This is a genomic window from Microbacterium algihabitans (assembly GCF_032464975.1).
In the GTDB taxonomy this organism is placed as follows: Bacteria; Actinomycetota; Actinomycetes; order Actinomycetales; family Microbacteriaceae; genus Microbacterium; species Microbacterium algihabitans.
This window is the reverse complement of the sequence record NZ_JAWDIU010000002.1, coordinates 19600-43756: the sequence shown is the minus strand read 5'-3', so window position 1 is coordinate 43756 and position 24157 is coordinate 19600. Positions and strand designations below refer to the sequence as shown.

At 71.8% G+C, this 24157-nt stretch carries 23 protein-coding genes and 1 tRNA gene; 16 read left to right on the top strand and 8 right to left on the bottom strand.

Features of this window, described 5'->3' with window-relative positions; translation table 11 throughout:
* Positions 1-23: 23 nt before the first annotated feature.
* On the bottom strand, positions 24-722 hold the full coding sequence (locus tag RWH43_RS07435; RefSeq protein ID WP_144833682.1) for a trimeric intracellular cation channel family protein: 699 nt from the start codon (positions 720-722) through the stop codon (positions 24-26).
* A 244-nt stretch (positions 723-966) separates the two neighbouring features.
* On the opposite strand from RWH43_RS07435, the gene RWH43_RS07430 reads away from it, so the two are divergent.
* From RWH43_RS07430 to RWH43_RS07420, 3 genes are all read left to right on the top strand, one after another.
* The gene (locus RWH43_RS07430) at positions 967-1542 is read left to right on the top strand and encodes a hypothetical protein (RefSeq protein WP_316001136.1); all 576 of its coding nucleotides are present in this window, start codon (positions 967-969) and stop codon (positions 1540-1542) included.
* Positions 1543-1604: 62 nt separating this feature from the next.
* On the top strand, positions 1605-2333 hold the full coding sequence (recO, locus tag RWH43_RS07425) for a DNA repair protein RecO (protein ID WP_144833678.1): 729 nt from the start codon (positions 1605-1607) through the stop codon (positions 2331-2333).
* Positions 2330-3133 (top strand): isoprenyl transferase, encoded by an 804-nt coding sequence (locus tag RWH43_RS07420; RefSeq protein ID WP_307211247.1) that lies wholly within the window; start codon positions 2330-2332, stop codon positions 3131-3133. The genes recO and RWH43_RS07420 overlap by 4 nt, the downstream gene beginning before the upstream one ends.
* 4 nt (positions 3134-3137) lie before the next feature.
* Here the strand turns inward: RWH43_RS07420 and RWH43_RS07415 are convergent, their stop codons facing one another.
* Genes RWH43_RS07415 through RWH43_RS07405 form a run of 3 tightly spaced genes read right to left on the bottom strand, consistent with a single transcriptional unit; the run spans position 3138 to position 5480 of the window.
* The gene (locus RWH43_RS07415) at positions 3138-4061 is read right to left on the bottom strand and encodes a hydroxyacid dehydrogenase (RefSeq protein WP_316001135.1); all 924 of its coding nucleotides are present in this window, start codon (positions 4059-4061) and stop codon (positions 3138-3140) included.
* On the bottom strand, positions 4054-4653 hold the full coding sequence (locus RWH43_RS07410; protein ID WP_144833677.1) for an RraA family protein: 600 nt from the start codon (positions 4651-4653) through the stop codon (positions 4054-4056). The genes RWH43_RS07415 and RWH43_RS07410 overlap by 8 nt, the downstream gene beginning before the upstream one ends.
* Positions 4654-4682: 29 nt before the next feature.
* Positions 4683-5480 (bottom strand): IclR family transcriptional regulator, encoded by a 798-nt coding sequence (locus tag RWH43_RS07405; protein WP_222123932.1) that lies wholly within the window; start codon positions 5478-5480, stop codon positions 4683-4685.
* Between the two features lie 121 nt (positions 5481-5601).
* Between RWH43_RS07405 and RWH43_RS07400 the strand changes: the two genes are divergently transcribed.
* The 11 genes from RWH43_RS07400 to RWH43_RS07350 all read left to right on the top strand — a co-directional run bounded on the left by RWH43_RS07400 (position 5602) and on the right by RWH43_RS07350 (position 16887).
* Entirely contained in the window at positions 5602-6588 is a 987-nt protein-coding gene (locus RWH43_RS07400) for a Bug family tripartite tricarboxylate transporter substrate binding protein (protein WP_316001134.1), read from the top strand.
* Positions 6585-7196 carry a tripartite tricarboxylate transporter TctB family protein gene (locus RWH43_RS07395; protein ID WP_316001133.1) on the top strand — a complete coding sequence of 204 codons (612 nt, stop codon included), beginning with the start codon at positions 6585-6587 and terminating at the stop codon, positions 7194-7196. The genes RWH43_RS07400 and RWH43_RS07395 overlap by 4 nt, the downstream gene beginning before the upstream one ends.
* Positions 7196-8707, top strand: a complete 1512-nt coding sequence (locus RWH43_RS07390) for a tripartite tricarboxylate transporter permease (RefSeq protein ID WP_154096587.1) — start codon at positions 7196-7198, stop codon at positions 8705-8707. The genes RWH43_RS07395 and RWH43_RS07390 overlap by 1 nt, the downstream gene beginning before the upstream one ends.
* Entirely contained in the window at positions 8704-9921 is a 1218-nt protein-coding gene (locus tag RWH43_RS07385) for a CaiB/BaiF CoA transferase family protein (protein ID WP_316001132.1), read from the top strand. The genes RWH43_RS07390 and RWH43_RS07385 overlap by 4 nt, the downstream gene beginning before the upstream one ends.
* Positions 9918-10718: a citryl-CoA lyase gene (locus RWH43_RS07380; RefSeq protein ID WP_316001131.1), complete on the top strand. Its 801-nt coding sequence runs from the start codon at positions 9918-9920 to the stop codon at positions 10716-10718. Before RWH43_RS07385 ends, RWH43_RS07380 begins: the two co-directional genes overlap by 4 nt.
* Positions 10719-10808: 90 nt before the next feature.
* Complete coding sequence (locus RWH43_RS07375) at positions 10809-11492, top strand: DsbA family oxidoreductase (RefSeq protein ID WP_144833665.1); 684 nt, start codon at positions 10809-10811, stop codon at positions 11490-11492.
* An 82-nt stretch (positions 11493-11574) separates the two neighbouring features.
* Positions 11575-12741, top strand: coding sequence for a tRNA dihydrouridine synthase DusB (gene dusB / locus RWH43_RS07370; RefSeq protein ID WP_144833663.1), 1167 nt, complete (start codon positions 11575-11577; stop codon positions 12739-12741).
* Complete coding sequence (locus RWH43_RS07365; protein ID WP_144833661.1) at positions 12731-14065, top strand: deoxyguanosinetriphosphate triphosphohydrolase; 1335 nt, start codon at positions 12731-12733, stop codon at positions 14063-14065. Before dusB ends, RWH43_RS07365 begins: the two co-directional genes overlap by 11 nt.
* Positions 14065-15906 (top strand): DNA primase, encoded by a 1842-nt coding sequence (dnaG, locus tag RWH43_RS07360; protein WP_316001130.1) that lies wholly within the window; start codon positions 14065-14067, stop codon positions 15904-15906. Before RWH43_RS07365 ends, dnaG begins: the two co-directional genes overlap by 1 nt.
* A gap of 69 nt (positions 15907-15975) precedes the next feature.
* Positions 15976-16749: an ATP-binding cassette domain-containing protein gene (locus RWH43_RS07355; RefSeq protein WP_230704682.1), complete on the top strand. Its 774-nt coding sequence runs from the start codon at positions 15976-15978 to the stop codon at positions 16747-16749.
* Positions 16750-16811: 62 nt separating this feature from the next.
* Positions 16812-16887: transfer RNA gene (locus RWH43_RS07350), tRNA-Asn, on the top strand.
* A 66-nt stretch (positions 16888-16953) separates the two neighbouring features.
* Here RWH43_RS07350 and RWH43_RS07345 read toward each other — a convergent pair.
* The 4 genes from RWH43_RS07345 to RWH43_RS07330 form a co-directional block, all read right to left on the bottom strand.
* Positions 16954-17127 carry a hypothetical protein gene (locus tag RWH43_RS07345; RefSeq protein ID WP_316001129.1) on the bottom strand — a complete coding sequence of 58 codons (174 nt, stop codon included), beginning with the start codon at positions 17125-17127 and terminating at the stop codon, positions 16954-16956.
* 99 nt (positions 17128-17226) lie between these two features.
* Positions 17227-18276, bottom strand: a complete 1050-nt coding sequence (locus tag RWH43_RS07340) for a hypothetical protein (RefSeq protein WP_154096591.1) — start codon at positions 18274-18276, stop codon at positions 17227-17229.
* Positions 18277-18286: 10 nt separating this feature from the next.
* Positions 18287-19933, bottom strand: coding sequence for a serine/threonine-protein kinase (locus tag RWH43_RS07335; protein WP_316001128.1), 1647 nt, complete (start codon positions 19931-19933; stop codon positions 18287-18289).
* 161 nt (positions 19934-20094) lie between these two features.
* Positions 20095-20592, bottom strand: a complete 498-nt coding sequence (locus RWH43_RS07330; protein ID WP_316001127.1) for a DUF2231 domain-containing protein — start codon at positions 20590-20592, stop codon at positions 20095-20097.
* Between the two features lie 140 nt (positions 20593-20732).
* On the opposite strand from RWH43_RS07330, the gene RWH43_RS07325 reads away from it, so the two are divergent.
* Together RWH43_RS07325 and glsA are read left to right on the top strand one after the other, a co-directional pair.
* Positions 20733-23132 carry an acyltransferase family protein gene (locus RWH43_RS07325; RefSeq protein ID WP_316001126.1) on the top strand — a complete coding sequence of 800 codons (2400 nt, stop codon included), beginning with the start codon at positions 20733-20735 and terminating at the stop codon, positions 23130-23132.
* 44 nt (positions 23133-23176) lie between these two features.
* Positions 23177-24106: a glutaminase A gene (glsA, locus tag RWH43_RS07320; RefSeq protein WP_316001125.1), complete on the top strand. Its 930-nt coding sequence runs from the start codon at positions 23177-23179 to the stop codon at positions 24104-24106.
* The last annotated feature ends 51 nt before the right edge of the window (positions 24107-24157 follow it).

The following is a 24157-nucleotide window of genomic DNA, read 5'->3' as shown; positions in this document are numbered from 1 at the left end:
GCGCGCGGGGGTCAGAGCCCGGCTCACTCCGGCTCATCCATGCGGATGATCGGGATGCCGGTGGTCTCGACCGCGACCTTGCGGCGGTAGAGCTTGCGCTGCTCGGGCAGTGATAGGTCGAACAGCACGGCGAGCACGCGGATGACCGTCGTGACCGCCACGCCGATCACGGCGGCGACCGGCAGCGGCACGCCGAACGCCGCGACGGTCGCCAGCACCGCGCATCCGCCGCCGGCCGCCACGGCGTAGAGCGAGCCGACGTGCATGATGGCGACCGGCAGGCCCATGAGCACGTCGCGCAGCACGCTGCCCCCGGCCGCGGCGAGCACGCCGACGAACACCGCGGGCACGGCCGGCATGCCGAGGGCGAGCGCCTTCGAGGTGCCGAACGCGCCGAACAGCCCGATCACCACCGCGTCGAGCATGACGATCGCACGGTTCAGGCGTTGGAAGATCCCCGACAGCAGCATGCCGACGATCGAGGCGAGCGTCGCGGTGATGAGGTACCAGTTGCTCTGCAGGGTCGCGGGGGTGAGCCCCAGCAGCAGGTCGCGGATGAGACCACCGCCCATTCCGAGCAGGATGCCGATGATCGCCACCCCGAGCAGGTCGAGGCGCCGCTGGCCCTGGAAGCCGGAGGCGAACAGCGCACCCTGCACACCGCCCAGGGCGACGGCGGTGAGATCCGCCCACAGCGGGATGACGAAGACGGACTCGTTCACGGTATCCATTCTCCGGGACGCGCGCGATCGGCGTGCGGAGGCGCGTGCGCGGCGATGGAGATACGCGGGTCACCGTGGTGCCCGCGGTGTGTAGCACCCGGGCCGCGTCGCCGTCCAGCGAGAGCGCGAGCAGCTGGGATGCGTTTTCATCGAGGGCAGGGGGCCGATTCGGTGCGCCCGGAACGTCGATGCGACCACGAGTCGCCGGGGGAGACTGCAGATGCACTGGGGGGCGAATTCGAGCGTGGCGGTGGCCATGCTCATCGCGGGGGCCATCACCGCGATCGTGACGGCGATCATCCGACGTTCACCGTCGGCGGCGACGGCGCGGGCGACACGAGAGGGCGTGCTGTTCGTCGTGTCGACCCGGAAGTGGCAGCGCGTCCTGATCCGCACGGTCGGCATCGCGGTCATCGTGCTCGGCAGCATCCTGCTCCTGGCCGCGGCGGGGGTGAAGGATCCCGAGACGAGCATGGTCATCGCCGGGGCGGCGATGTTCGTCGGCGGCACCCTCTTCGTGTTCCTGGCGCGGGGGATGAAACGCATGCGACTGGAGGTCGCCCCCGACCTGGTGTGGTCGTTCGGTCTGGTGCGCGGACCGAACGCGGTGCCGGTGGCCGAGATCACCCGGTTGGAGCCCAACCCCGGCGACCGGTTCGGCGGCATCCTCGCGAAGACGGAGGGCACGACCCGATTCGGCGCGACCCGACTCATGCTGGGCTACCCTCAGCTGATCGACTTCCTGCAGCACACCCGCCCCGACCTGCCGATTCCCGACGGGTCGTGGCCCCTGCAGCAGAGAGCGGCGACCCCCCGCTGATCCAAGCGGCGCGCCACGGCGCTGCGCAGGCCGCTCACGGGTGGGCGGGCCGATAATGGACTGTGCCCACCTACCGCGACGAGGTCGTGGTCCTGCGTACCCACAAGCTCGGGGAGGCGGACCGCATCCTCACCCTGCTCAGTCGCCGCAACGGCAAGATCCGTGCGGTCGCGAAGGGCGTGCGCCGCACCTCGTCGAAGTTCGGGTCGCGTCTCGAGCCGTTCATGGTCGCCGACGTGCAGCTGTTCAAGGGACGCAACCTCGACATCGTGCAGCAGGCCGAGTCGCTGGGTTCGTACGGGGCCGAGATCGTGGCCGACTACGACGTGTACACGACCGCCAGCGCCATGGTCGAGACCGCCGATCGCCTGAACGAGGCCGAGGCGACGCCCCAGCAGTACCTGCTGCTGGTCGGTGGGCTGCGGTCACTGGCCCGCGGCGAGCACTCCGAGCGCAGCGTGCTCGACTCGTACCTGTTGCGCGCCATGGCCCTGTCGGGCTGGGCTCCCGGGCTCACCGAGTGCGCGCGCTGCGGCACCGTCGGCGACCACGACTACTTCCTCCCGCAGCTCGGCGGCGTCGTCTGCTCGACCTGCGCCCCGGCGGGCTCGCCACGCGTCGCGCGCGACACGGTCGACATGCTCCGCGCCCTCATGGCGGGGGAATGGGACACCATCGACGCCGCCCCCGGACGCACGACGGCGGCGGCCTCGGGCCTCGTGGCCGCCTACGCGCAGTTCCACCTGGAGCGCGGCATCCGTTCCCTCTCGCACCTGGAGTCCCATCGATGACACCCAAGCCGTTCACGCACCGCGACGCCGTGCCGTACCGCCCCCTCGACTGGACGGGCGAGTACCCGCCGGCCTTTCCGAAGGGCGCGGTTCCCGAGCACGTCGCGATCGTGATGGACGGCAACGGTCGCTGGGCCAACCGCCAGGGACTCACCCGCGTCGAGGGCCACCGTGCGGGCGAGGCGGCTCTGCTCGACGTCGTCGCCGGCGCGATCCAGGCGGGCGTGAAGCACCTGTCGGTCTACGCCTTCTCCACCGAGAACTGGTCGCGCTCACCCGACGAGGTGCGCTTCCTCATGGGGTTCAACCGCGAGGTGCTGCACCGCCGCCGCGATCAGCTCAACGAGTGGGGTGTGCGCATCCGCTGGTCGGGCCGCAAGCCGCGCCTGTGGGGCTCGGTCATCAAGGAGCTTCAGCACGCCGAGCGCCTCACCGAGGGCAACTCGACGCTGACGCTGACGATGTGCGTCAACTACGGCGGTCGGGTCGAGATCGTGGATGCCGTGCGCCGCATCGGCGACGACATCGCGTCGGGCAAGCTCAAGCCGTCGGCCGTGACCGAGAAGCTCATCCGCAAGAACCTGTACCAGCCCGACATGCCCGACGTCGACCTGTTCGTGCGCTCGAGCGGCGAGCAGCGCACCTCGAACTTCCTGCTGTGGGAGTCGGCGTACGCCGAGATGGTGTTCCTCGACACCCTCTGGCCCGATTTCCGCCGCACGCACCTGTGGGACGCCATCGGGCACTACCAGTCGCGCGACCGCCGCTTCGGCGGGGCGGTCGACAAGCCGACGGCGTGACGCACTAGGGGACGAGTTCCGCGCGCAGCGAGGCTGCCGCCTCCATCGCGACCCGACGCATGGCCTCTCGCGTCTGCCCCCCGATGTGCGGGGTCACGACGACGTCGGCGCGACTGCGGAGCGGATGATCGGCGGGCATCGGCTCGACCTCCGAGACGTCGAGACCCGCACCGGCGACCTCGTCCGTCTCGAGCGCCGCGAACAGCGCACACTCGTCGACGACTCCACCGCGCGAGGTGTTGAGCACGACGGCGTGCGACCGCATCCGCCGGAACTGCGCGGTGGAGAGCAGGCCGCGCGTCGCCGGGACGAGCGGCACGTGCACGCTCACCGCATCGGACTGCTCCAGCAGCTCGTCGAGCGACCGCGGCTCGGCGCCTGCCGTCCGCACCTCTTCGTCGCTGAGACCCGGGTCGTACGCGAGAACGCGCATTGCGAACCCGCCCTGTCCGATCCGCGCCACGTGCCGCGCGATGCGTCCGAAGCCGATGAGACCCAGCGTCGACCCGCTGAGCTCACCCCCGATCAGATCGGCGCGGTCTCCCCGACCGCTCACGGCGGCGCCGATGCCCCGCCGCACAGCCAGGAGCAAGGCGATGGCGTGCTCGGCGACCGAGAGCACGTTCGCCTCGGGGGTCGTCGTGATCCGGATGCCGTGTTCTCGAGCGAACGCCGTGTCCACGGTGTCGGTGCCGACACCGTGGCGCGCCACGATGCGCAATCGGGGCATGCGGCTCAGCTGCCGCGCGTCGAGGCGGGCCGTGCGCAGCAGAACCCCCTGCACGAGGGGAGCGACCGCGTCTTCGTTCGCGGGCTCAGCGCCCCAGCCGCGGCGCACGTCGGCCCACGTCTCGAGGTCGGCTACCGCGTCGGCGTGCACCTCGCGGGGGATCCACACGACCGGCCGGCCGGCACTGGTCTCAGCCACGGGGCGTCAGAGCGCGATTCGCGGCCCGGCGTTCGGCTTCGCCGCGCACGAGCTCGTCGGCGGCGGCGGTGACCTCGGCGATGCGCTCGCGCGGGACGACCGCGACTCCGTCGGCGTCGCCGACGACCCAGTCGCCCGGCGCCACGGGCACGCCGCCGAGCGCGACCGTCTCGCCCAGCCGGTAGGGACCGGTCTTCCAGGGCCCGGCGGGGGTCACCGACCGCGCGAACACGGGAACGCCCACCTCCCGCAGTTCGACGGCATCGCGGGCGGCGCCGTCGAGCACGATGCCGGCCACCCCGAGCGCCTTCGCCTTCTCGGCGACGAGCTCTCCGATCAGGGCCCGCGTGTCGTCGGAGCCACCGTCGACCACGAGGATCTCACCGGCGCGGATGACCTCGAACGCCGCGTGCACTCCCTTGTTGTCACCGGGTCGGGTGAGGACGGTGGCCGCGGGGCCCGAGACGACCGCACCCGCCCACAGCGGCGAGATGCCGCGCGCGATCCCGAAGCGCTCCATCGCATCGCCGATCGTGGCGGCAGCGTAGGCGCCGGGCGGGGGATACTCCGCGGTTTCGGAAAGAGTGCTCATCGTCGGGCGGTCCTCTCGTCGGGGTGGATTCAGTCGAGTGCGGGTGGCAGACCGGTGTGCTGCAGATCGGATGCCGCGGCCTCGAGCGCCTCGAGGAACACGCTCACGCGCTCCTCGGTGAAGCGCGCCGTGGGTCCGCCGAGACCCAGCACCACCGCGGGTCGACGGTCGTCGCCGTCGCGCACGATCACGGCGACGCCGCTGTTGCCGGGTTCGCGCGCCCCGTGCGAGACGGCGTGACGGTCGCGGGCGGCCTCTGTCACGGCCTTACGGAACGCCGCGGCCTCGACACCGGAGAGCTGGTCGACCGGGGCGGATGCGAGCACCTGCTCCGCGGCATCCGGACCGCTCGCGGCGACAAGCAGAGTCGACGAGGCGCCGACCAGGAGAGGCATCTCGTCGCCGACCTGCACGACGTGGCGGAGCGAGTAGGGGCTCGGCGACTGCGCGACGGCGACGCGGCGCATGCCGCTGCGCACGTAGAGACTCGCCGTCTCACCGGTCTCCTGCGCGAGGCGCGTCATGCGCTCCGCGGTCTCTTCGGGAACGGCCCACGCCGCCTCGGCGAACGCAGCGAGACGGATCAGGCGTGCGCCGACGGTGATGCGGCCGTCGGCCGCGTGTCGCAACATGCGCTCCCCGACGAGGGTGTCGATCATCCGCAGCACGGTGGTGCGGGGGAGGGCGCTGTCGCGCACGATCTCGGCGACCGAGAGCATCGGTCGATCGGCGGTGAAGCTCTGCAGCACCTGGAACGCCCGGGTCACGGCGCGGACGCCGCCACCCTCGGCGACGGACGTCTCGCCGCTCTCGTTGCTCGCCGACATCGTCATCCCTCTCGCGTCGCACCGGTTGCGCCCGCTCTGAGATCGAGTGTACCGTCAGGTGGACATCGGAGTCCACCAGATGGACACCCCAGTCTCCACCAGATCACGAAGGAGTGACGACGTGAGAACCAGACGCGTCCTATGGAACGCGCTCGGGATCGCTGCCACCGCCGCCCTCGTCGGCGTGGCCGCGGTGAACGCCAGCGGCTCGACCGCGGGTGCCGATCCACGGACCAAACTGACCATCATGGCCCCGGCTGCGCCCGGCGGCGGGTGGGATCTCGCTTCCCGCGAATCGCAGCAGGTCCTGCGCTCGACCTCGGTCGTCAACAACGTGCAGGTGGTGAACGTGCCCGGAGCCGGCGGCACGATCGGCCTCGGCCAGTTCGTGCAGCTCGGCGCCGATCCGACGAACCTCATGATGACCGGCACCGTCATGGAGGGCGCGATCACCGCGAACGGTTCGGCCGCAAGCCTCGCCGACACCACCCCGATCGCGCGGCTCGCGGAGGACTACATCGTCTTCATCGTCCCCGCGGATTCGCCCTTCCAGACGCTCGACGACTTCGTGCGGGCCTGGCACGAGAACCCCCACGGTCAGGCCGTCGGCGGCGGTGGCATCGGCGGCACCGACCACCTGCTCACCGGCCTCACGGCGAAGGCCGCGGGCATCGACCCGGCCGAGCTCAACTACGTCTCGTACGCCGGTGGCGGCGAGGTGCTCACCGCCCTGCTGTCGAACACGGTCGCGGTCGGCGTGAGCGGATACAACGACTTCAGCGACCAGATCGAAGCGGGCCGCCTGCGTGCGCTGGCCGTCTCTGCCGAGGAACCGGTGGCCGGTATCGACATCCCGACCTTCGTCGAACAGGGCGTCGACGTCAGCCTGCCGAACTGGCGCGGGCTGGTCGCCCCTCCCGGCATCACCGACGACCAGCGCGACGAACTCGTCGCCATCGTCGAACAGATGGCCTCGACTCCCGAATGGGAAGAGGTGCTGGAGCGCAATCGCTGGCGCGACGCGCTGCTGACCGGCACCGAGTTCGCGACCTTCATCGAAGAAGACCAAGCGCGCGTCGACGCCATCATCGAGGAGCTGGGTCTGTGAGCGGCGTCATCCCCACCGTCCCGCGCACGCATCGCGCCCGCGCCTCCGACGGGTTCTGGCGCCGTCGCACCGGACTCGTCGTCCCCGCGATCATGCTGCTGGTGGGCATCGGCCTCGTCGTCGGCACGCTCACCATGACCGTGCCGGCGAACACGGCTCCTCCGGGTCCGCAGCTGTTCCCCGCCATCGTCGCCGCCGCGGTGATCGTGCTGGCCGTGCTCCTCGCCCTCGACGTGATCCGCCGGCCCGAGCCGGTCGAGGTCGCCGACGCCGCAGCGCAGGAGAACGACGACGACATCGACGACGAGGCGCTCATCGCAGCCGTGGAGGGGCGTGAGCCGGAGGCGCCCACGGTGCGTCCGCGCAGCAACCTGTGGGCTCTGGCCGGCGCCGTCGGCACCGTCATCGTCTTCATCGCGGCCCTCACCCCGCTCGGATGGCTGCTCTCGGGCGCCTTCCTGTTCTGGGGCATCGCCCGATCGCTCGGCAGCCGCCGCCCGATCTTCGACATCTTCCTCTCCCTGGCGATCTCCGCCATCGTGCAGATCGCCTTCTCGGGTGGTCTCGGACTCAACCTGCCGCCTGGAATCCTGGAGGGCCTCTTCTGATGGATGCGCTGGTCAACCTGGGGGAGGGCTTCGCCGTCGTCCTCACCCCCATCAACATGCTGTGGGTGCTCATCGGCGCCGTCCTCGGCACCGCGGTCGGCGTCCTGCCGGGCCTCGGCTCGGCGATGGCGGTCGCGCTGCTGCTGCCCGTCACGTTCTCGCTCGACCCGATCGGCGCGTTCATCATGTTCGCCGGAGTGCTGTTCGGTGGGCTCTTCGGAGACTCCATCGCCGGCATCCTGATGAACACCCCCGGCAACAGCACCGCGATCGCGGGCTCCATCGAGGGTCATCGCATGGCCAAGAGCGGACGCGCCGCGCAGGCCCTCGCGACCTCTGCGATCGGTGCCTTCATCGGCGGCATCATCGCCTCGATCCTCGTGGTGTTCTTCGCCCCGCGTCTCGCCGAGCTGGCAACGCTCTTCGGACCCGCCGAGTACCTCGCCCTCGCCGTCTTCGCCTTCGTGGCGATCTCGGCCGTCGTCACCGACTCGGTGGTGCGGGGCCTCGCGGCCCTGGCGATCGGCCTCGCGATCTCGGTCGTGGGCATCGACGGAGCGTCGGGCGCATCGCGCTTCACGTTCGGCCTTCCGGAGCTGTTCGACGGCATCGACATCGTGGTGATCACGGTCGGCCTCCTCGCTCTCGGCGAGGTCTTCAGCGTCGCCGGACGCCGCGGCACCCCCGACGACACGAAGCTGCTCGCCTCGAGCGGGCGCCTGTGGTTGTCGTTCCGCGAGCTCCGCCAGGCGCTGCCCGCGTGGCTGCGCGGCACGGCGATCGGCGTGCCCTTCGGCATCATCCCCGTCGGCGGCTCCGAGGTGCCGACCTTCCTGGCCTACGGCACGGAGCGCAAGCTCGACGCTCGACGCAAGAAGCCCATGTTCGGCCGCGGAGCCATCCAGGGCGTCGCCGGCCCCGAGGCCGCCGGAAACGCCACGGCCGGTACCGCCATGGGCGCCCTCCTCGCCCTCGGCCTGCCCACCTCGGCGACGGCCGCCATCCTCCTGGCGGCGTTCCGTCAGTACGGTCTGCAGCCGGGACCGCTGCTGTTCGAGCGGGCGCCCGATCTGGTCTGGGCGCTGCTGGCGAGCTTCTTCGTCGGCATGGTCGTGCTGCTCATCCTGAACCTGCCGTTCGCACCCCTGTGGGCGAAGCTGCTGAAGGTGCCCAAGCACTACCTCTACGCCGGGATCACGGTGTTCGCGATGCTGGGCGTGTACGCCACGAGCAGCAAGATCCTCGACCTCGTGCTCGTCCTCGCCGTGGGTCTGCTCGGTTTCCTGATGCGCCGCTACGGTCTGCCGGTCGCCCCGATGCTCATCGCGATCATCCTCGGGCCGCTGGCCGAGACCGAGTACCGCCGCGCCATGGCGGTCAGCGAGGGCGACGCCGGCATCCTGGTGTCGAGTCCCATCTCGATCACGCTGTACGCGGTGCTCGCCCTGGCCATCGTGGGGGTCGTCTTCACGAGGGTGCGCGCGGCGCGGAAGCAGAGGGTCGCCGCATGACGGATGCCACGGCGTCGGGGCCCCTGGCGGGAGTGACCGTCCTCGACCTGACGAACGTGCTGGCGGGCCCCTACGCGGCCTACCAGTTGGCGCTGATGGGCGCCGACGTCATCAAGGTGGAGACCCCCGACGGCGGCGACCTGGCCCGCCGCCTCGGGACGTCGGCCGAGCTGAACGCCCAGCTGCTGGGCATCTCGTTCCTGGCGCAGAACGCGCAGAAGCGATCGATCACGCTCGACCTGAAGACGCCCGGCGGCGCCGAAGCCCTCCGTCGGTTGGTGGCGACGGCCGACGTGCTCGTCGAGAACTTCCGTCCCGGCGTGCTCGAGCGGCTGGGGTTCGGGTGGGATGCCCTGCGCGCACTGAACTCCCGCCTCATCCTGTGCCAGGTGTCGGGATTCGGCCAGACCGGCCCCATGCGTACGAAGCCGGCGTACGACCAGATCATCCAGGGGTACTCGGGGATGATGAGCGTGACCGGCACCGACGAGACGGGGCCGTTGCGCGCGGGCTTCCCGCTCGCCGACACGATCGGCGGGCTCGCGGCGGCGTTCGCGATCTCGAGCGCGCTCGCCGGGCGTGCCCGTACCGGAGTGGGCGCGGTGATCGATGTCTCGATGCTCGAAACCGCGGTCACCGCGATGGGCTGGGTGGTGTCGAACCTGCTCGTCGACGGTCACGAGCCGCGCCCGCTGGGCAACGACAACGGAACGGCCGCCCCCTCGGGGGCCTTCGCGACCGGTGACGGCATGCTCAACATCGCCGCCAACAAGCAGGAGCAGTTCGAGGTGCTGTGCACCCTTGTCGATCGGCCCGACCTCGTCGCCGACGAGCGCTTCGCCGAACGCGAGAGCCGCAAGGCGCACCGGGCAGCACTGACCGCCGAGCTCGAAGCGGCGCTGGCGGCACGGTCTGCCACGGAGTGGGAAGACGTGCTGAGCTCGGCGGGGGTGCCCGCAGCGGCCGTCCTCCGCGTCGACGAGATGCTCCGCAGTCCCCAGATCCGCGAGCGCGGACTCGTTCACGAGCTGCCCTTCCCGGGCGGCGGCGACGAACCGCTGCGCGTTCTGGGCAACGGCATCCGGATCGACGGGGTTCCTTCCGCGCCCGTCACCGCCCCGCCTCTGCTCGGCGAGCACACCGACGAGATCCTGGCTGCCCTCGGCTACACCGCCGACGAGGTCGCCGCCCTGCACGAGGAAGGCGCCGCATGAGCGACGATCAGCTAGCCCCCGTCACCGCGTGGTGGGCGACCGCCATCACCCGCATCCAGCCGGGGGAGATCGCCTTCCGCGGTCGACCCGTGCAGGATCTCATCCGCACAGCGGGGTTCGTCGAGACCATCTGGTTGATGGTCACCGGCGAGGATCTCGACCCGAAGCGCGGACGCCTGCTCGAGGCGACGCTCGTGGCCAGCGTCGATCATGGGCCCCAGGCGCCGTCGATCGCGAGCGCACGGATGGCAGCCACCTGCGGCGTCGGCATCAACTCGGCCATGGCGAACGGCATCAACGTGCTCGGCGACACCCACGGCGGTGCCGGTCAGCAGTGCGTCGCGATGCTCAACCGCATGGTCCGGGCGCACGTCGACGAGGGGCGCCCCCTCGACGACCTCGCCGCCGAAGAGCTCGCGCAGCACCGCGCCCGAAAAGCGTTCGTCCCCGGGTTCGGGCATCGCTTCCATCCGGTCGATCCGCGCCGCGATCCGCTCCTCGCCCTCGTGGAGGACGCCGTGGCATCCGGGGCCGTCTCCGGCGACCACCTGCGCGCGGGTCTCGCGATCGAGAAGGCGCTGTCGTCGCGCCGTGTGCCGATGAACATCGACGGCATCTCGGCGATCGTGTACGGCGAGCTCGGCGTCGAGCCCGAGCTCGCGCGAGGACTCTTCGTGCTGGCGCGATCCGTCGGCATCCTCGCCCACGCGTGGGAGGAGACCGGGTCGGGCCGACGCATCAAAGGCCCCCTGCCTCCTCCGCTGCTCGCCGACTACACCGGCCCCGCGGTGCCGTAGCGTCTCGGCATCCGGAGCGCGAGAATATCCGGAGGCACCGATGGATGCCGTTGACGGAATAGATCGATGATCCGAGAGGTTGCACGCGATATGACGGATGCCATCAAGATCGACGTGTGGAGTGACATCGCCTGCCCCTGGTGCTACATCGGCAAGCGGAACCTCGAGAACGGCCTGGCCGCCACGGCCGCCGACGACGACGCTCCGGTCGTCGAGATCGAGTACCACTCGTACGAGCTCTCGCCTGACACCCCCGAGGACTTCGACGGGGGAGAGGTCGACTACCTCTCGCAGCACAAGGGCATCTCGCCCGAGTCCGCGCGCGAGATGCTCGACCGCGTCACCGGCGTCGCCGCCGATGCCGGGCTCGCGTACCGCTTCGACATCCTCAAGCACACCAACACCGTGAAGGCGCACGAACTGCTGCACTTCGCGAAGGAGAACGGCAAGCAGCTCGAGCTCGCCGAGGTGCTCATGTCGGCGTACTTCCTCGAGGGCAAGCACGTGGGTCGCGACGACGACCTCATCGCCCTCGCCGTCGAGGTCGGCCTCGACGAGGCCGAGGCCCGCGAAGCCCTCTCGTCGCAGCGCTTCCGCGCCGCCGTGCGCGCCGACCAGGAGCAGGCCCGCCAGTTCGGAATCACCGGCGTCCCCTTCTTCGTCATCGACGGAAAGTACGGCGTGAGCGGCGCGCAGCCGGTCGAGGCCTTCAGCCAGATCGCCCGCCAGGTGTGGAGCGAGCGTCGCGAGGTCGCCGAGACCGCCGACGCGTGACCCCTTCTGCACAACCGGTGCCCGTTCCCGATCCGTTCGGGGGCGGGCACCGGTGCGTGCGACCGTCTGGGAGAATGGAACTGTGAATACGGCATTGGCTCCGGCGCGGACGCTCCGCATCGGCAACATCGAACTCGACGCTCCCGTCGTGCTCGCTCCCATGGCCGGCATCACGAACACGGCGTTCCGACGCCTGTGTCGCGAATACGGTGCCGGTCTGTACGTGAGCGAGATGATCACGACGCGCGCGCTCGTCGAACGCAACGACACCACGATGCGGCTCATCCGCCACCACGAGTCCGAGACCCCGCGCTCGATCCAGCTCTACGGCGTCGACCCGGCCACCGTCGAGGCGGCCGTGCAGATGATCGTGGCCGAAGACCACGCCGACCACATCGACCTCAACTTCGGCTGCCCCGTACCCAAGGTCACGCGTCGCGGCGGGGGAGCGGCCCTGCCGTGGAAGACCTCGCTGTTCCGCGAGATCGTCGAGCGCGCGGTGAAGGCGGCGGGCGACAAGCCGCTGACCATCAAGATGCGCAAGGGCATCGATGCCGACCACCTCACCTACCTCGAGGCCGGGCGCATCGCCGAGGGCGCGGGGGTCTCCTCCATCGCGCTGCACGCCCGCACGGCATCCGAGTTCTACTCCGGCCAGGCCGACTGGGCGGCGATCACGAAGCTGAAAGAGACGGTCACCAGCGTTCCCGTGCTGGGCAACGGCGACATCTGGTCGGCCGACGACGCCGTGCGCATGATGGACGAGACCGGCTGCGACGGTGTCGTCGTCGGTCGCGGCTGCCTCGGTCGTCCGTGGCTCTTCGGCGACCTGGCGCGCGCGCTGGGTGGCCCGGGAGCCGCCCACGGCGAGCCCGTCGACGCCACGCTCGGTTTCGTCGCGAAGGCCTTCCGCCGCCACGCCGAGCTGCTCGTGGAGTTCTTCGAAGACGAGGGGCGCGGATGCCGTGACATCCGCAAGCACGTCGCCTGGTACTTCAAGGGCTACCCCGTCGGCGGCGAGCTGCGCGCGAGCCTCGCGACCGCGTCGACCCTCGACGAGATCGACGAGCTGCTGGCCACGATGGAGCTCGACGCCCCGTACCCGGGCGCCGCGGCCGAGGGGCAGCGCGGTCGCGCCGGCACGCCCAAGCGCCCGGCCCTGCCCGACGGCTGGCTCGACTCCCGCGAGATCGGCCACGATGCCGGTCGCGCCCTCGCCGACGCGGAGTTGCACCACAGTGGCGGTTGAGGCGTCGCCGACGGTCGCCCGACCGCTCGGCTACGACGACGTAGACGCGGCGCGCTTCCACGTCGAGAACCACCGCTCCCAGCGCGACGACTTCGCGCGAGACCGCGCCCGCGTGCTGCACTCCGCGGCGCTGCGGCGCCTCGCCGCGAAGACCCAGGTGCTGAGCCCCGCGAGCCCCGCCGACTTCGCCCGCAACCGCCTCACGCACTCGCTCGAGGTCGCGCAGGTGGGTCGCGAGCTCGCGACGGCGCTGCAGCTGTCGCCCGACGTCGTCGACACGGCGTGCCTGAGCCACGACCTGGGTCACCCGCCCTTCGGCCACAACGGCGAACGCGCGCTCAACGAGTGGGCCGAGAACATCGGCGGCTTCGAGGGCAACGCGCAGACCCTGCGCATCCTCACGCGCCTCGAGCCGAAGTCGTTCGGCGCCGACGGCGAGCCGTACGGCCTCAACCTCACGCGCGCGAGCCTCGACGCCACGTGCAAGTACCCCTGGACGGTCGACGAGCCCGTGCCCGACCCGGGCGGTCGCCTGAAGTTCGGCGTGTACCCCGACGACGAGCCGGTGTTCCACTGGATGCGCGGCGGCGCCCCCGCCCGCCAGCGCTGCATCGAGGCAGAGGTCATGGACCTCTCCGACGACATCGCCTATTCGGTGCACGACTTCGAAGACGCGATGGTCAACCGCTACGTCGACCCCGCCCGCCTCGCGTCGCGCGTCGGTCGCGAGGGGCTGCTCGACGCGATCCAGCGCTGGGTCGGCTACGACTTCGTGCGCGACGACCTCGCCGCGGGCCTCGAGCGCCTCATGGCCATGCCCGAGTGGATCACGTCGTTCGACGGCACGCGCCCCGCCCTCGCGCGGCTGAAGAACCTCACCTCCGACCTCATCGGCCGCTTCGCCCGCGCCGCCACCGCGGCCACGCGCGAGGCCTACCCCGCCGACGAGCTCACCCGCTACCGCGCCCACGTCATCGTCCCGGCCGAGGTCGAGGTCGAGATGGCGGTGCTCAAGGGCATCATCGGTGCGACCGTCGTCTCGATCGACGGCCGCAAGGTGCTGTACCGCGAGCAGCGCCACGTGCTCAAGCGCCTGGCATCCGCCCTGTGGGAGAACCCCGGCGCGCTCGACGCCCTGCACGCCCCCGACTTCGCCGCGGCCACCGACGACGCCGCGCGCCGGCGGGTCGTGGTCGACCAGGTCGCGAGCCTCACCGACCAGCTCGCGATCGCGTGGCACGGCCGACTCGTCGGAGAAGTGGATGCCGCTGAGCTCGGCGTCTGGGCTCCCGGCGCCCGCGCGGCCCGAGGAGCGGATGCCTGATGCCCCGCATCCGCCAGTCCGACGTCGACGAGGTCAAGGCGCGGGTCAACATCGCCGACGTCGTCGGTGAGCGCGTCGCGCTGAAGTCGGCCGGCGTCGGGTCGATGAAGGGCCTGTGCCCCTTCCACGACGAGCGGAGCCCGAGCTTCCACGTGCGCCCGCAGGTCGGGTACTACCACTGCTTCGGCTGCGGCGAATCGGGCGACGTCTACTCGTTCCTGCGGGCGATGGACCATGTCTCGTTCACCGAGGCCGTCGAGCGCATGGCCGCGCGCGTCGGCTTCACGCTGCACTACGAAGACGGCGGGCCCGCGCCCGAGACGACCGGCCGCTCACGCCTGTACGCCTCGAACGCCGCGGCGGCGGAGTACTTCCGCGCCCAGCTCATGACGCCCGAGGCCGACACGGGCCGCCGCTTCCTCGGCGATCGCGGCTTCGACGCCGGTGCCGCCGCCCACTTCGGTGTGGGCTACGCCCCCAAGGGCTGGTCGCACCTCATGGATCACCTACTGGCCCAGAAGTTCACCCGCGACGAGCTGCTGCAGGCGGGGCTCGTGTCCCAGGGGCAGCGCGGCGTCTACGACCGCTTCCGCGGGCGCCTCGTCTGGCCCATCCGCGACATCACCGGGCAGGTCATCGGCTTCGGGGCGCGCAAGCTGTACGACGACGACCAGGGCCCGAAGTACCTCAACACCCCCGAGACGCCGATCTACAAGAAGGCGCAGGTGCTCTACGGCCTCGACCTGGCCAAGCGCGACATCTCGCGCTCGCATCGGGTCGTCGTGGTCGAGGGCTACACCGACGTCATGGCCTGCCACCTCGCGGGCATCACCACCGCGATCGCCTCGTGCGGCACCGCCTTCGGCAGCGACCACATCACCGTGCTCCGGCGGGTGATGGGCGATGACAGCTCGTCGGGCGAGGTCGTCTTCACCTTCGATCCGGATGCCGCCGGGCAGAAGGCGGCGCTGCGCGCCTTCGCCGACGAGAAGCGGTTCGCCGCGCAGACGTACGTCGCCGTCGCCCCCGAGGGCCTCGACCCGTGCGACCTGCGCCTGCAGCGCGGTGACGGAGCCGTGCGCGCGCTGATGGACAACAAGGCGCCGATGTTCGAGTTCGTCATCGATCAGCGCCTCAAAGACTTCGACCTCTCCAGCGTCGAGGGTCGGGCCGGCGCCCTGCGCGCGGCGGCGCCGATCGTGGCCGACATCCGCGACCCCGCGCTGCGCCCGGGCTACGTGCGCGTGCTCGCCCGCCGCCTCGGTCTCGACATGCCCGAGGTGCAGTCGGCCGTCGAGCGCGCGGCCCGCGGCGCCGACCGTGCCGAGAAGCGCGACGCGCAGCGAGGCGGAGAGACCGCCGCCCCCGTCGCGGTGTCGGTGACCATGGCGTCGCTGCCCAACACGCGCGACGTCGCGCTCGAGCGGGGCGCCATGATGGCGTTCCTCCAGTACGGGCACCGCATCGAGACCGACCTGTTCATTCGCGCCCTACAGACGCCGTTCGGGCACCCGGCTCTCGAGGCCGTGCGCGCAGCGCTGGCATCCACCGACCTCTCCCAACCCGGCTGGGCGGTCACCGCGGTCGAGGCCGTGCGCGAGCCGTTCCGCACGCTCGCCGTCGAGCTGCTCACGGCCGCGTTCCCCGCGCGCACCGAAGAGGGTGCGGTCGTGGCGGCCAACGACCTCGCGCGGGGCGTGCTGCTGCGCGAGATCGAGCGGCAGAAGGCCGAGCTGGTGCGCGGAATCCAGCGCGTCGCGCCGGGTTCCGAAGAGGGACGCAACCTCGGCCTGCAGCTGCGCGAGCTCGACGCCGACCGGCAGCGCCTGATCGCGTCCTGACGCGGAACCGCGAACGACCCGCGGGCGCAACGGCTGGCATCCGCCCCCTCCGTGGGCAAGGATGAAGGAATGCCCCGGCACCTCGACACCGACGTCGCCCTCCGCGCCGACGACCTCTCCCTCGCGCGAAGCGGGGTGCGCGTGATCGACGGGATCACCTTCACCCTCCCCGCCGCCGAGACCCTGATCGTGCAGGGGGCCACGGGTTCGGGCAAGACCTCGCTGGTCTCGCTGCTGGCCGGTCACCCCGACGACGGACTGACCGTGGTCGGGGGCGACGCGCGCGTGCACGGCATCTCCGCACGGCGTCCCGGTCGGGCGCGACGCGAGTGGATCTTCCACACCGGCTACCTGCCGCAGGGCGCCGGCGCAGCGCTCCCCTCGAGACTGACCGTGCAAGACGTCATCGCCGAGCCGATCACCAGCCGCGACCGCAAGGTCAACACGCGTGCCCTCGCGGTGCGCGTGGCGACGCTGCTCGACGAGATGGAGCTTCCGCTGGGCACGGCACCGAAGTATCCGTACGAGCTCAGCGCGGGCATGCGCCAGCGCGTGGCGCTCGCTCGCGCCCTGGTGCTCGAGCCGCGCCTGTTCGTCGCCGACGACCTGTACGCCAACCTCGACCTCGAGGTGCGCGCAGCCGCCCGCGCCTCGATCACGCGCCGCCGTGACGAGCGCGGGATGGCCTCGCTGATCGTCACGAACGACGCCGATGCGCCGAAGGATCTGGATGCCGATGTGCTCGTGCTGCACGCCGGTCACGCCATCGGCCTAGGCCATGGCGACGAAGCGCTGCAGTGGACTCCCGACGGCACGCCCGAGCGACGGATTTCGGCGGGCTGATTTTTCCGTCACCCTCGCGTGCTGTTAGTATCGTGGGGTTGCCCGCCGCGAGGTGAGCATGATCCTCGGTAGCTCAATTGGCAGAGCAATCGGCTGTTAACCGATAGGTTCTTGGTTCGAGTCCAAGCCGGGGAGCCACGAACGAAAGCCCGACGCACACGCGTCGGGCTTTCGTGTTTTCTGCATGGCGCGTGCAGCGCGGGATCAGATGCTCGGGTCGCGGTCCTCGGGATCGGCGCGGCTTTCGTCGAGGTCGTCCGTGCGTCGGGCTTTCGCCTCGACGGGGTCGGCCTCCATATCGGGCGCGATCGACGTGTCGTGTCGGTCGGTGTACTGGGCGGCGGGGTCGGGGACGGGGAGTCGGTCAGGATCGCTCATGCCGCCATCCCACCCCTCCCGGCACGCTTCGTCATCACGGTTGACAGACAGCGGTCGAGTCGCACTTCCGCAACGGCCCCACGAACGCGTGGCTACCCGTCAGACCCCCGTCACCGGCAGATCCTGGTCGCTGCGCGGCGGGTGCGCGACGAGCTCGCGCGCCTGGGCGGCGTCAACGTGCTGGGGGAAGAGCGACCGCGAGAACTTGCCCTTCGGGTCTTCCGGGGCGCGGGGGAGGGCGATCTGAGCGCCGTCGAGGGCGGCGAGGGTCGCGCGGCGCTGCTCGTCGCTCATCGCGAGGTCGCCGCGGCGGCGCAGAAGCAGGGGCGCGCGGAGCTTCTCGGGCCCCTCGAGCACGAGGAACAGCGACCGTGGGCCGCCGATGAACGTCGACGATGCCTGCAGACGGGCGGCGGTGAAGCTCGACCAGGGCACCTCGCGCGAGCCCGTGCGCACGAGGCCGGCGCCGACGTCGACCGAGACCTCGGGCAGCAGCCGCGCGACCCACATGCCCGCGCCGATCACGGCCGCGACGAGAGCGAGCACCACGATCACGAGACCGAGGGTGCTGGCGCGCGCGATCAACAGCAGGATCGACGTCATCTGCCACACCGCCACGACCGACAGGGCGAGACCGGGGAGCGCGAACAGCAGGATCGTGCCCCGGTCGCGGGGCGTCACGAGCACCCACCCGGTGGGCGCGGCATCCGGCTGCGTGTCGGGGGCATCGTCTTCGACCCGCGCCGCCGCGCGTCGCGAAGAGAACAGGCCGATCACCCCCAGCACCAGCACGAGCACCCCGATGACCGATGCGCGGAGCGTTCCGTCGTCGGTGGGGAACACCACGGCGACGGCGATCAGGCCGACGCCGAGAACGAGACAGATGATCCCCTGCAGGCGCGTCATGCGGCGCAGACGTTCGCGGTCGCGCGTGCGGTCGACGGGGGTCCATCCCGGGGCGGGCTCGGGCTCCCACGATCGGCGTCCGAGCCAGACGGCTGCGAGGGCGACGGCGGCGACGCACAGCGCGAGGCCGAGCGCGCTCACGACGCTGATCACGCCGCCGGCGGGGAGGAAGACGACGGATGCCACGACCCCGGCCAGAGCGAGAACGAGAAGGACCGCTCCCGAGACGCGTGGCGACGGCATCGGCCGAGGGTCAGTTCTTGCCGGCGCCGGTCGCGCCCTTGCCGTTAGCGCCCTTGCCGTTAGCGCCCTTGCCGTTCGACGAGCCCGGTCCGGTGCCGTTCTCCGACCCGTTGGCCTTCTCGCCGGGCGTGCCCTTGCCGTTCGACGACCCGTTGCCGTTGGACGAGCCGGGGCCCGTGCCGTTCGGCGAGGCGTTCTTCGCTGGGGGATCGGTCTGCTTCGCGGGCGTCTCGGGTTCGGCGATCTGCAGGGGAGTGTCGTCGGCGGGGGCCGGGGGCACGACCGCGGTCTCGTTCGGCGAGGTCTGGACGCTGCGAGACGACCCGCCACTGCTCTCTTCGGGTACGTTCACCGCGGGCTGCACGGCCGTGGTCCCCGCGGGCGCCGGGTCGACGGCCGGCGCGACCGACTCGCTCACCGTCGGCACGGGTGTGGGCGGGCCCACGGTGGTCGTGTCGCCCGCCGCCTGCAGAGAGAACCCGAGCAGCGGGAGTCCGATCACGACGACGACTCCGGCCGCGGCGCCGACCCACATCCAGCGGCGACGCAATGCGTCGTGGGAAGCGGCGGCAGAGGTGGGCATGAGTCGCGCGCGACGCCGACGCCCCACGGCATCCGTCGTGCTCGAGGCTGCGACCGGCACGGCCCACGGTGCCGTCTCGTCGAGCGAGTCCGAAGCCGGGTCGGACGCGGGTCGCGCGGCCGTAGTGGCGCGGGCCGCGACCGGCACGGCCCAGGGGGCGGTCTCGGCCAGCGCCGGATCCAGAGCAGCCGCGCCGGTGGACGCTAGAGGCGCGGATGCCGTCGGGGGAGAGCTCATGAGGGTGGCGGCGCGCTCGGCCACGGTGCGCGCATCGGGTCGCTCCGCGGCATCCGGTGCCGTCATCGCGGCCAGCAGCGACCGCCACTCGTAGCCGAGGTGGCCGGGGATGGTGGGCTGTCGAGCCAGACGAGCGAGGAGGGTCTCCTGCAGCGATCCGCCGCCGAACGGGTGCAGACGCGTGAGTGCCTCGATCGTCATGAGACCGAGGGCGTAGATGTCGGAGGCCGGCTGCGGCGTTTCGCCGCGCACCTGCTCGGGGGCGAGGTACGCGGCGGTGCCGATGATCGTTCCGGGGGTGGTGAGGCGGGTCGCGTCGAGCAGGTGAGCGACGCCGAAATCGGCGAGCACGGCCTCGTGGGTACGCGGGCCCTGCTGCATCGGACGCAGGAGGACGTTGGAGGGCTTCACGTCGCGGTGCACGATGCCGGCGTGGTGCACGGCGCCGAGGGCTGTGGCGAGATCGTGCAGGTAGCCGGCGACCTCGGCCGGCGGGATCTCGGCCTCTTCAAGGCGCCGCTGCAGGGAAGGGCCGGTGATGAGCTCCATGACGAGGTACACCTGGTCGTCGCCCGACAGGCGCGCGTCGTAGAGGGTGACCAGCGAGGGGTGGTCGAGAGCCGCGAGCACGCGGGCCTCCGACATGCGGCGCAGCGGGTCGGGCTCGGCGCTGGGATCGGTGAAGAAGACCTTGATCGCCACGTCGCGGCGCAGCACCTCGTCGCGCGCACGGAACACGCGACCCATGCCACCCGCTCCGATGCGTTCGGTCAGCACGTATCGCGCCGCCAAGACGTCGCCCACGTGGAGCATCGAGGGATCGGGGGCGTGGCTCATCGGGTCCTTCACGGGCGGCGTGCCGCCGGGTGGGCGAGAACGAGAATCGAGTTTCCCGTCGATCCGGACATTACGGGTGCCGCGGCTTCGGCGATCGGGGGTGGCGATTATTCGCGACGCGAACCATAATTGTGGTCCCTCGTCGTCGCCCCGGTCGGTTCCTACGACCCCGACTCCGACGACCACGTGGCGCGAGCCCCACTGTCGCCCACCTGCACGACGCTGACGGTGGTCGCGACGGCGACGACGATCGCCACGACGGCGATCACGACGGTGATGACGCGCGTGCGGGTCGAGCGCGCGTCGGTCGAGCGGGAGGCGGAGGCCCGGCGGCGGTTGCGGAAGAAGAACCACGCCCACTGGCCCGCGGCCACGACGAACAGACCGACAGCCCACGGCAGCAGCTGGTCGCCGAGTTCGGTGTGCTGCTGAAGGGCGGCCGACGACTCGACCTGCCGTTCGAGCGCCTCACCGGCCTCCTTCGCCAGTGGGACGAACGCGAGGGCGACGGCCGCGACGATCGGGGTCAGAATGCCGAGCTTGCGACGAGCAGCGGGCCACACGCTGCCGATGACGACCATGAGCGCCGCGAGGGGGATGAGGACCACCACGGCGTGAACCAACAGGGGATGGGCGGGAAGGCCCGCGATCTGCCACATCGCCACATCGAACCACCGTTGCGGATCGCGGCCGGGGGCTTGCGCGAAAGCGGGGTTTCGTGGTGCCCGATCTGGCTGACGTGGGAGCGGTTCCACTAAGCTTTCTCCGGCCGCGGGACGCCGGCTCGAAAGGACCCGACGTGACCGCCACCGCTTCGCCCGTGCGCCGCGATCTGCAGGGACTGCGCGCCGTCGCGGTCCTCGCCGTGGTGGCCGCGCACCTGACGGGGTGGCCGCGCGGCGGTTTCGTCGGCGTCGACGTGTTCTTCGTGCTCTCGGGCTTCTTCCTCACCGGGATCCTGCTGCGCGACCTCGCGCGCGACGGCGTCGTGCGGCTGGGGGCCTTCTTCGCGCGGCGGATCGCCCGCCTTCTGCCGGCCGCCCTCCTCGTGCTGGCCGCGGTCTGCGGGGCGTCGGCGCTCGTGTTCTCGCCGTCGCGGACCGAGAGCGTCTTCGGTGACGCGCTCGCGGCTCTGGGTCTCTCGTCGAACTGGCGCTTCGGGCTCGAGGGGCGCGACTACTTCGCGACGGTCGACGTATCGCCCCTCCAGCACTTCTGGTCGCTGTCGGTCGAGGAGCAGTTCTCGCTGGGGTGGCCGCTGCTGGTGATGGTCGCCGTCGTCGCGCTCCCGGTGGCCGCCCGTCGCGCCGCGGGCGGCCGGATCGCCGTCGGGGTGCTGTCGCTCGCCGTGGTGGCCGGGTCGGCGGCCGTGGCGATCGCGCAGACCCCGGCCGACGCGAGCCTGGCCTACTTCTCGACCCTCACGCGCGCCGGCGAACTCGCGGTGGGTGCGGCGCTGGCCGCGGCGGTCCCGCTCCTCGCCCGGGTGCCGCGCGCGGTGGGGGGCTTCGCGGGATGGGTCGGGCTCGGCGTCATCGCGTGCTCGTTCGTCGTGATCGACCCCGACTCGTCGTTCCCGGCGCCGTGGGCGGCGCTCCCGGTGGCGGGCGCGGCGCTCGTCATCGCCGGAGGGATCGGCGGTGACGCGCGTCAGCGTCACCTCTTCGTGCTCTCCAACCCTGTCGCGGTCGCGATCGGCGACGTGTCGTACTCGCTCTACCTCTGGCACCTGCCGCTGATCGTGTTCGCCGGAGTCCTCCTCGCGCCGGGACCCGCCGCCACGGCCATCACGGCGTTGGCGATCGTCGTCATGAGCGTCGCCACCTTCCTCGGCGTCGAGCAGCCGCTGCATCGCGCGCCGTGGCGTCGCGCGCCGCAGGGCCCGGCGGTGGTGGAGACGATTCCGGATGCCGCGCCCCCGGTCATCCGCGAGCCCGCGGCCGCGCCGCGTCGGTCCGCCCTCGCGTCCCGGCCGGCGGGCTGGGTCCCGGGTCAGCGCTACTACCCGGGCGCCCGGGGGTCGGCGATCGCGAGCGTCGACGAGGCCGTGCCCGCGGCGGTCGTGGCGGATGCCGTGCGGAGCTCGACGGCATCCGCCCCCGCCTCGTCACCGGCGGAGGTCGCCGAGCGTGTCGCGCAGCCCGCTCCCGCGCGGGACTGGGCGTCATGGCGCGCGCGCTTCGCCCCGCGGGTCGCCCTCGCCGGCGCCACCCTCGCGATCGGCGCGGGAGCGACCGTGCTCGCGGTCTTCGTCGCCTACGGCGCCCCGACCCTGCCGGGCCTTCCCGGCCTCCCGGGCCTCGGCGTGGTCGCGGCGCCGACCGCAGGAGACCCCGCCGACACCGCGGCCGAGGCGAGCGATGCCCTGGCGTCGCTGCAGGCCGAGCTCGCGTCGGCCGCGACCGCGACGACGTGGCCCGACCTGCATCCCTCGCTCGACGAGGCGATGCGCGCGTCGTCGAGCGACAACCGCGCCCACGACTGCTTCACCCCCGACGGCGTCCCCACTGCCGACCGCTGCACGTGGGGGAGTGCCGACGCTCCGCACCACCTCTATCTCGTGGGCGACTCGAGCGCGATGGCCTACGCCCCGGCCTTCGCCAAGCTGGCCGAGGATTCGGGGGGCACGTGGCGCGTGACGGCGGCGGGGCTCTACGGATGCCGCTTCACCGACGTGCTCGTCGAGAGCCGCGACCCTGCGGTGATGGCCGTGTGCGCGCAGCGCAAGGCCGACGTCGCGGCGATGATCGCGGCCGCCCCCGCCGACCTGCTGGTCGTCTCGAACGCCTTCACCCTGGGGCGGACGGTCGACGGACGCGATCTGGGCGCTGATGCGCTGGCATCCGCCGTATCGAACGAGGTCAGCGGATGGGCCCCGCCCGGTCGCACCGTGTACCTCGCGCCCCCGCCGCACGGGCTCGATCTCGGGCGCTGCTATTCGCCGTTGTCGGGCCCCTTCACCTGCCTGTCGGCCGTCGACGACGTGTGGACGCAGATGGAGAACGCCACCGAGTCCCGCGCCGCCGCGACCGGCGACGCGGCGATCAGCGCCCTGCCCTTCACCTGCTCCGGCGGCGTGTGCCCGGCCTTCGCGGGGGACACTCCGGTGCGGTACGACGACACGCACATCACCCCCGCCTTCGCCGAGCGGCTCACGCCGATCCTGCGCGGCGAGCTGCTCGCGCGCGGCCTGTACTGACGGGCCGCGGCCCGGCCGAAGCGATTCACTGCGAGGGTGGGGGAGTGACCTCTTCCCCAGATCCCCGCACGTACGACCTCGACGCCCTGCGCGAGCGGGTGGTCGACGACCGTCGCGGCGAGGTCGACGACAGCATTCCGCAGCTCGCCGAAGCCGACCCCGCGCTCTGTGCGATCGCGCTCGCCCTGCCCGACGGTGACGTGCGGTCCACCGCGCAGGCGCGCGACGCGTTCAGCGTGCAATCGGCGGTCAAGCCGTTCCTGTTCGCCCTGGCCCTGCTCGACACCGACGGTGCGGCGCTCGAGCGCGTCGGCATCGAGCCGACGGGGGAGTCGTTCGACGCGATCACGCTCGAGAGCGGCACCGGTCGACCGCCGAACCCGATGGTCAACGCCGGCGCCCTGCTCACCGCGTCTCTCGTCGACGGCGACGACCCCGAGGCGCGCAGCGCGCGGATCGCCCGGGGCCTCGCGGCTTTCGCCGGACGCGACCTCGATGTCGACGACGACGTCGCGCACGCCGAACACCTGCTCGGCGACCGTAATCACGCGCTCGCACACCTCATGCGCGCCGAGGGGACACTCGACGCCACCGCCGACGACGCCGTGGCCGTGTACGCCCGTGCGTGCGCGACGCTGGTCGACGCCGAGACCCTCGCCGTCATGGGCGCGACGCTCGCGTTCGGGGGAGTGAACCCGCGCACGGGCCAACGCGTCGTACCCGAGGGGGTCGCGCGCGACGTCGTGTCGGTCATGGCGACGTGCGGCGTCTACGACGGCTCGGGGCGGTGGATGCGCGCGGTCGGGATCCCGGCCAAATCGAGCGTGTCCGGCGCGATCGTGCTCTCCGCCCCCGGGCGGCTGGGCGCCGCCGTGGTCAGCCCGCCGCTCGACGCCCAGGGCACGAGCGTGCGCGGCCGCCTGGTGAGCGAAGCACTCAGCGACGACCTCGCCCTGCACGCCTTCGCGTCGTGAGCCCGGGCCCGCGACGGGCCGACGCACGAAGACGACGCCACCCACCCCGCG

What these genes read in the sequence shown, in the direction of transcription:
- RWH43_RS07420 (WP_307211247.1), top strand. Translation starts at nt 2,330, where the DNA reads ATGACACCCAAGCCGTTCACGCACCGCGACGCCGTGCCGTACCGCCCC.
- RWH43_RS07410 (WP_144833677.1), bottom strand. Translation starts at nt 4,653, where the DNA reads ATGAGCACTCTTTCCGAAACCGCGGAGTATCCCCCGCCCGGCGCCTAC.
- RWH43_RS07405 (WP_222123932.1), bottom strand. Translation starts at nt 5,480, where the DNA reads ATGTCGGCGAGCAACGAGAGCGGCGAGACGTCCGTCGCCGAGGGTGGC.
- RWH43_RS07390 (WP_154096587.1), top strand. Translation starts at nt 7,196, where the DNA reads ATGGATGCGCTGGTCAACCTGGGGGAGGGCTTCGCCGTCGTCCTCACC.
- RWH43_RS07385 (WP_316001132.1), top strand. Translation starts at nt 8,704, where the DNA reads ATGACGGATGCCACGGCGTCGGGGCCCCTGGCGGGAGTGACCGTCCTC.
- RWH43_RS07380 (WP_316001131.1), top strand. Translation starts at nt 9,918, where the DNA reads ATGAGCGACGATCAGCTAGCCCCCGTCACCGCGTGGTGGGCGACCGCC.
- RWH43_RS07375 (WP_144833665.1), top strand. Translation starts at nt 10,809, where the DNA reads ATGACGGATGCCATCAAGATCGACGTGTGGAGTGACATCGCCTGCCCC.
- dnaG (WP_316001130.1), top strand. Translation starts at nt 14,065, where the DNA reads ATGCCCCGCATCCGCCAGTCCGACGTCGACGAGGTCAAGGCGCGGGTC.
- RWH43_RS07355 (WP_230704682.1), top strand. Translation starts at nt 15,976, where the DNA reads ATGCCCCGGCACCTCGACACCGACGTCGCCCTCCGCGCCGACGACCTC.
- RWH43_RS07345 (WP_316001129.1), bottom strand. Translation starts at nt 17,127, where the DNA reads ATGAGCGATCCTGACCGACTCCCCGTCCCCGACCCCGCCGCCCAGTAC.
- RWH43_RS07340 (WP_154096591.1), bottom strand. Translation starts at nt 18,276, where the DNA reads ATGCCGTCGCCACGCGTCTCGGGAGCGGTCCTTCTCGTTCTCGCTCTG.
- RWH43_RS07335 (WP_316001128.1), bottom strand. Translation starts at nt 19,933, where the DNA reads ATGAGCCACGCCCCCGATCCCTCGATGCTCCACGTGGGCGACGTCTTG.
- RWH43_RS07330 (WP_316001127.1), bottom strand. Translation starts at nt 20,592, where the DNA reads ATGTGGCAGATCGCGGGCCTTCCCGCCCATCCCCTGTTGGTTCACGCC.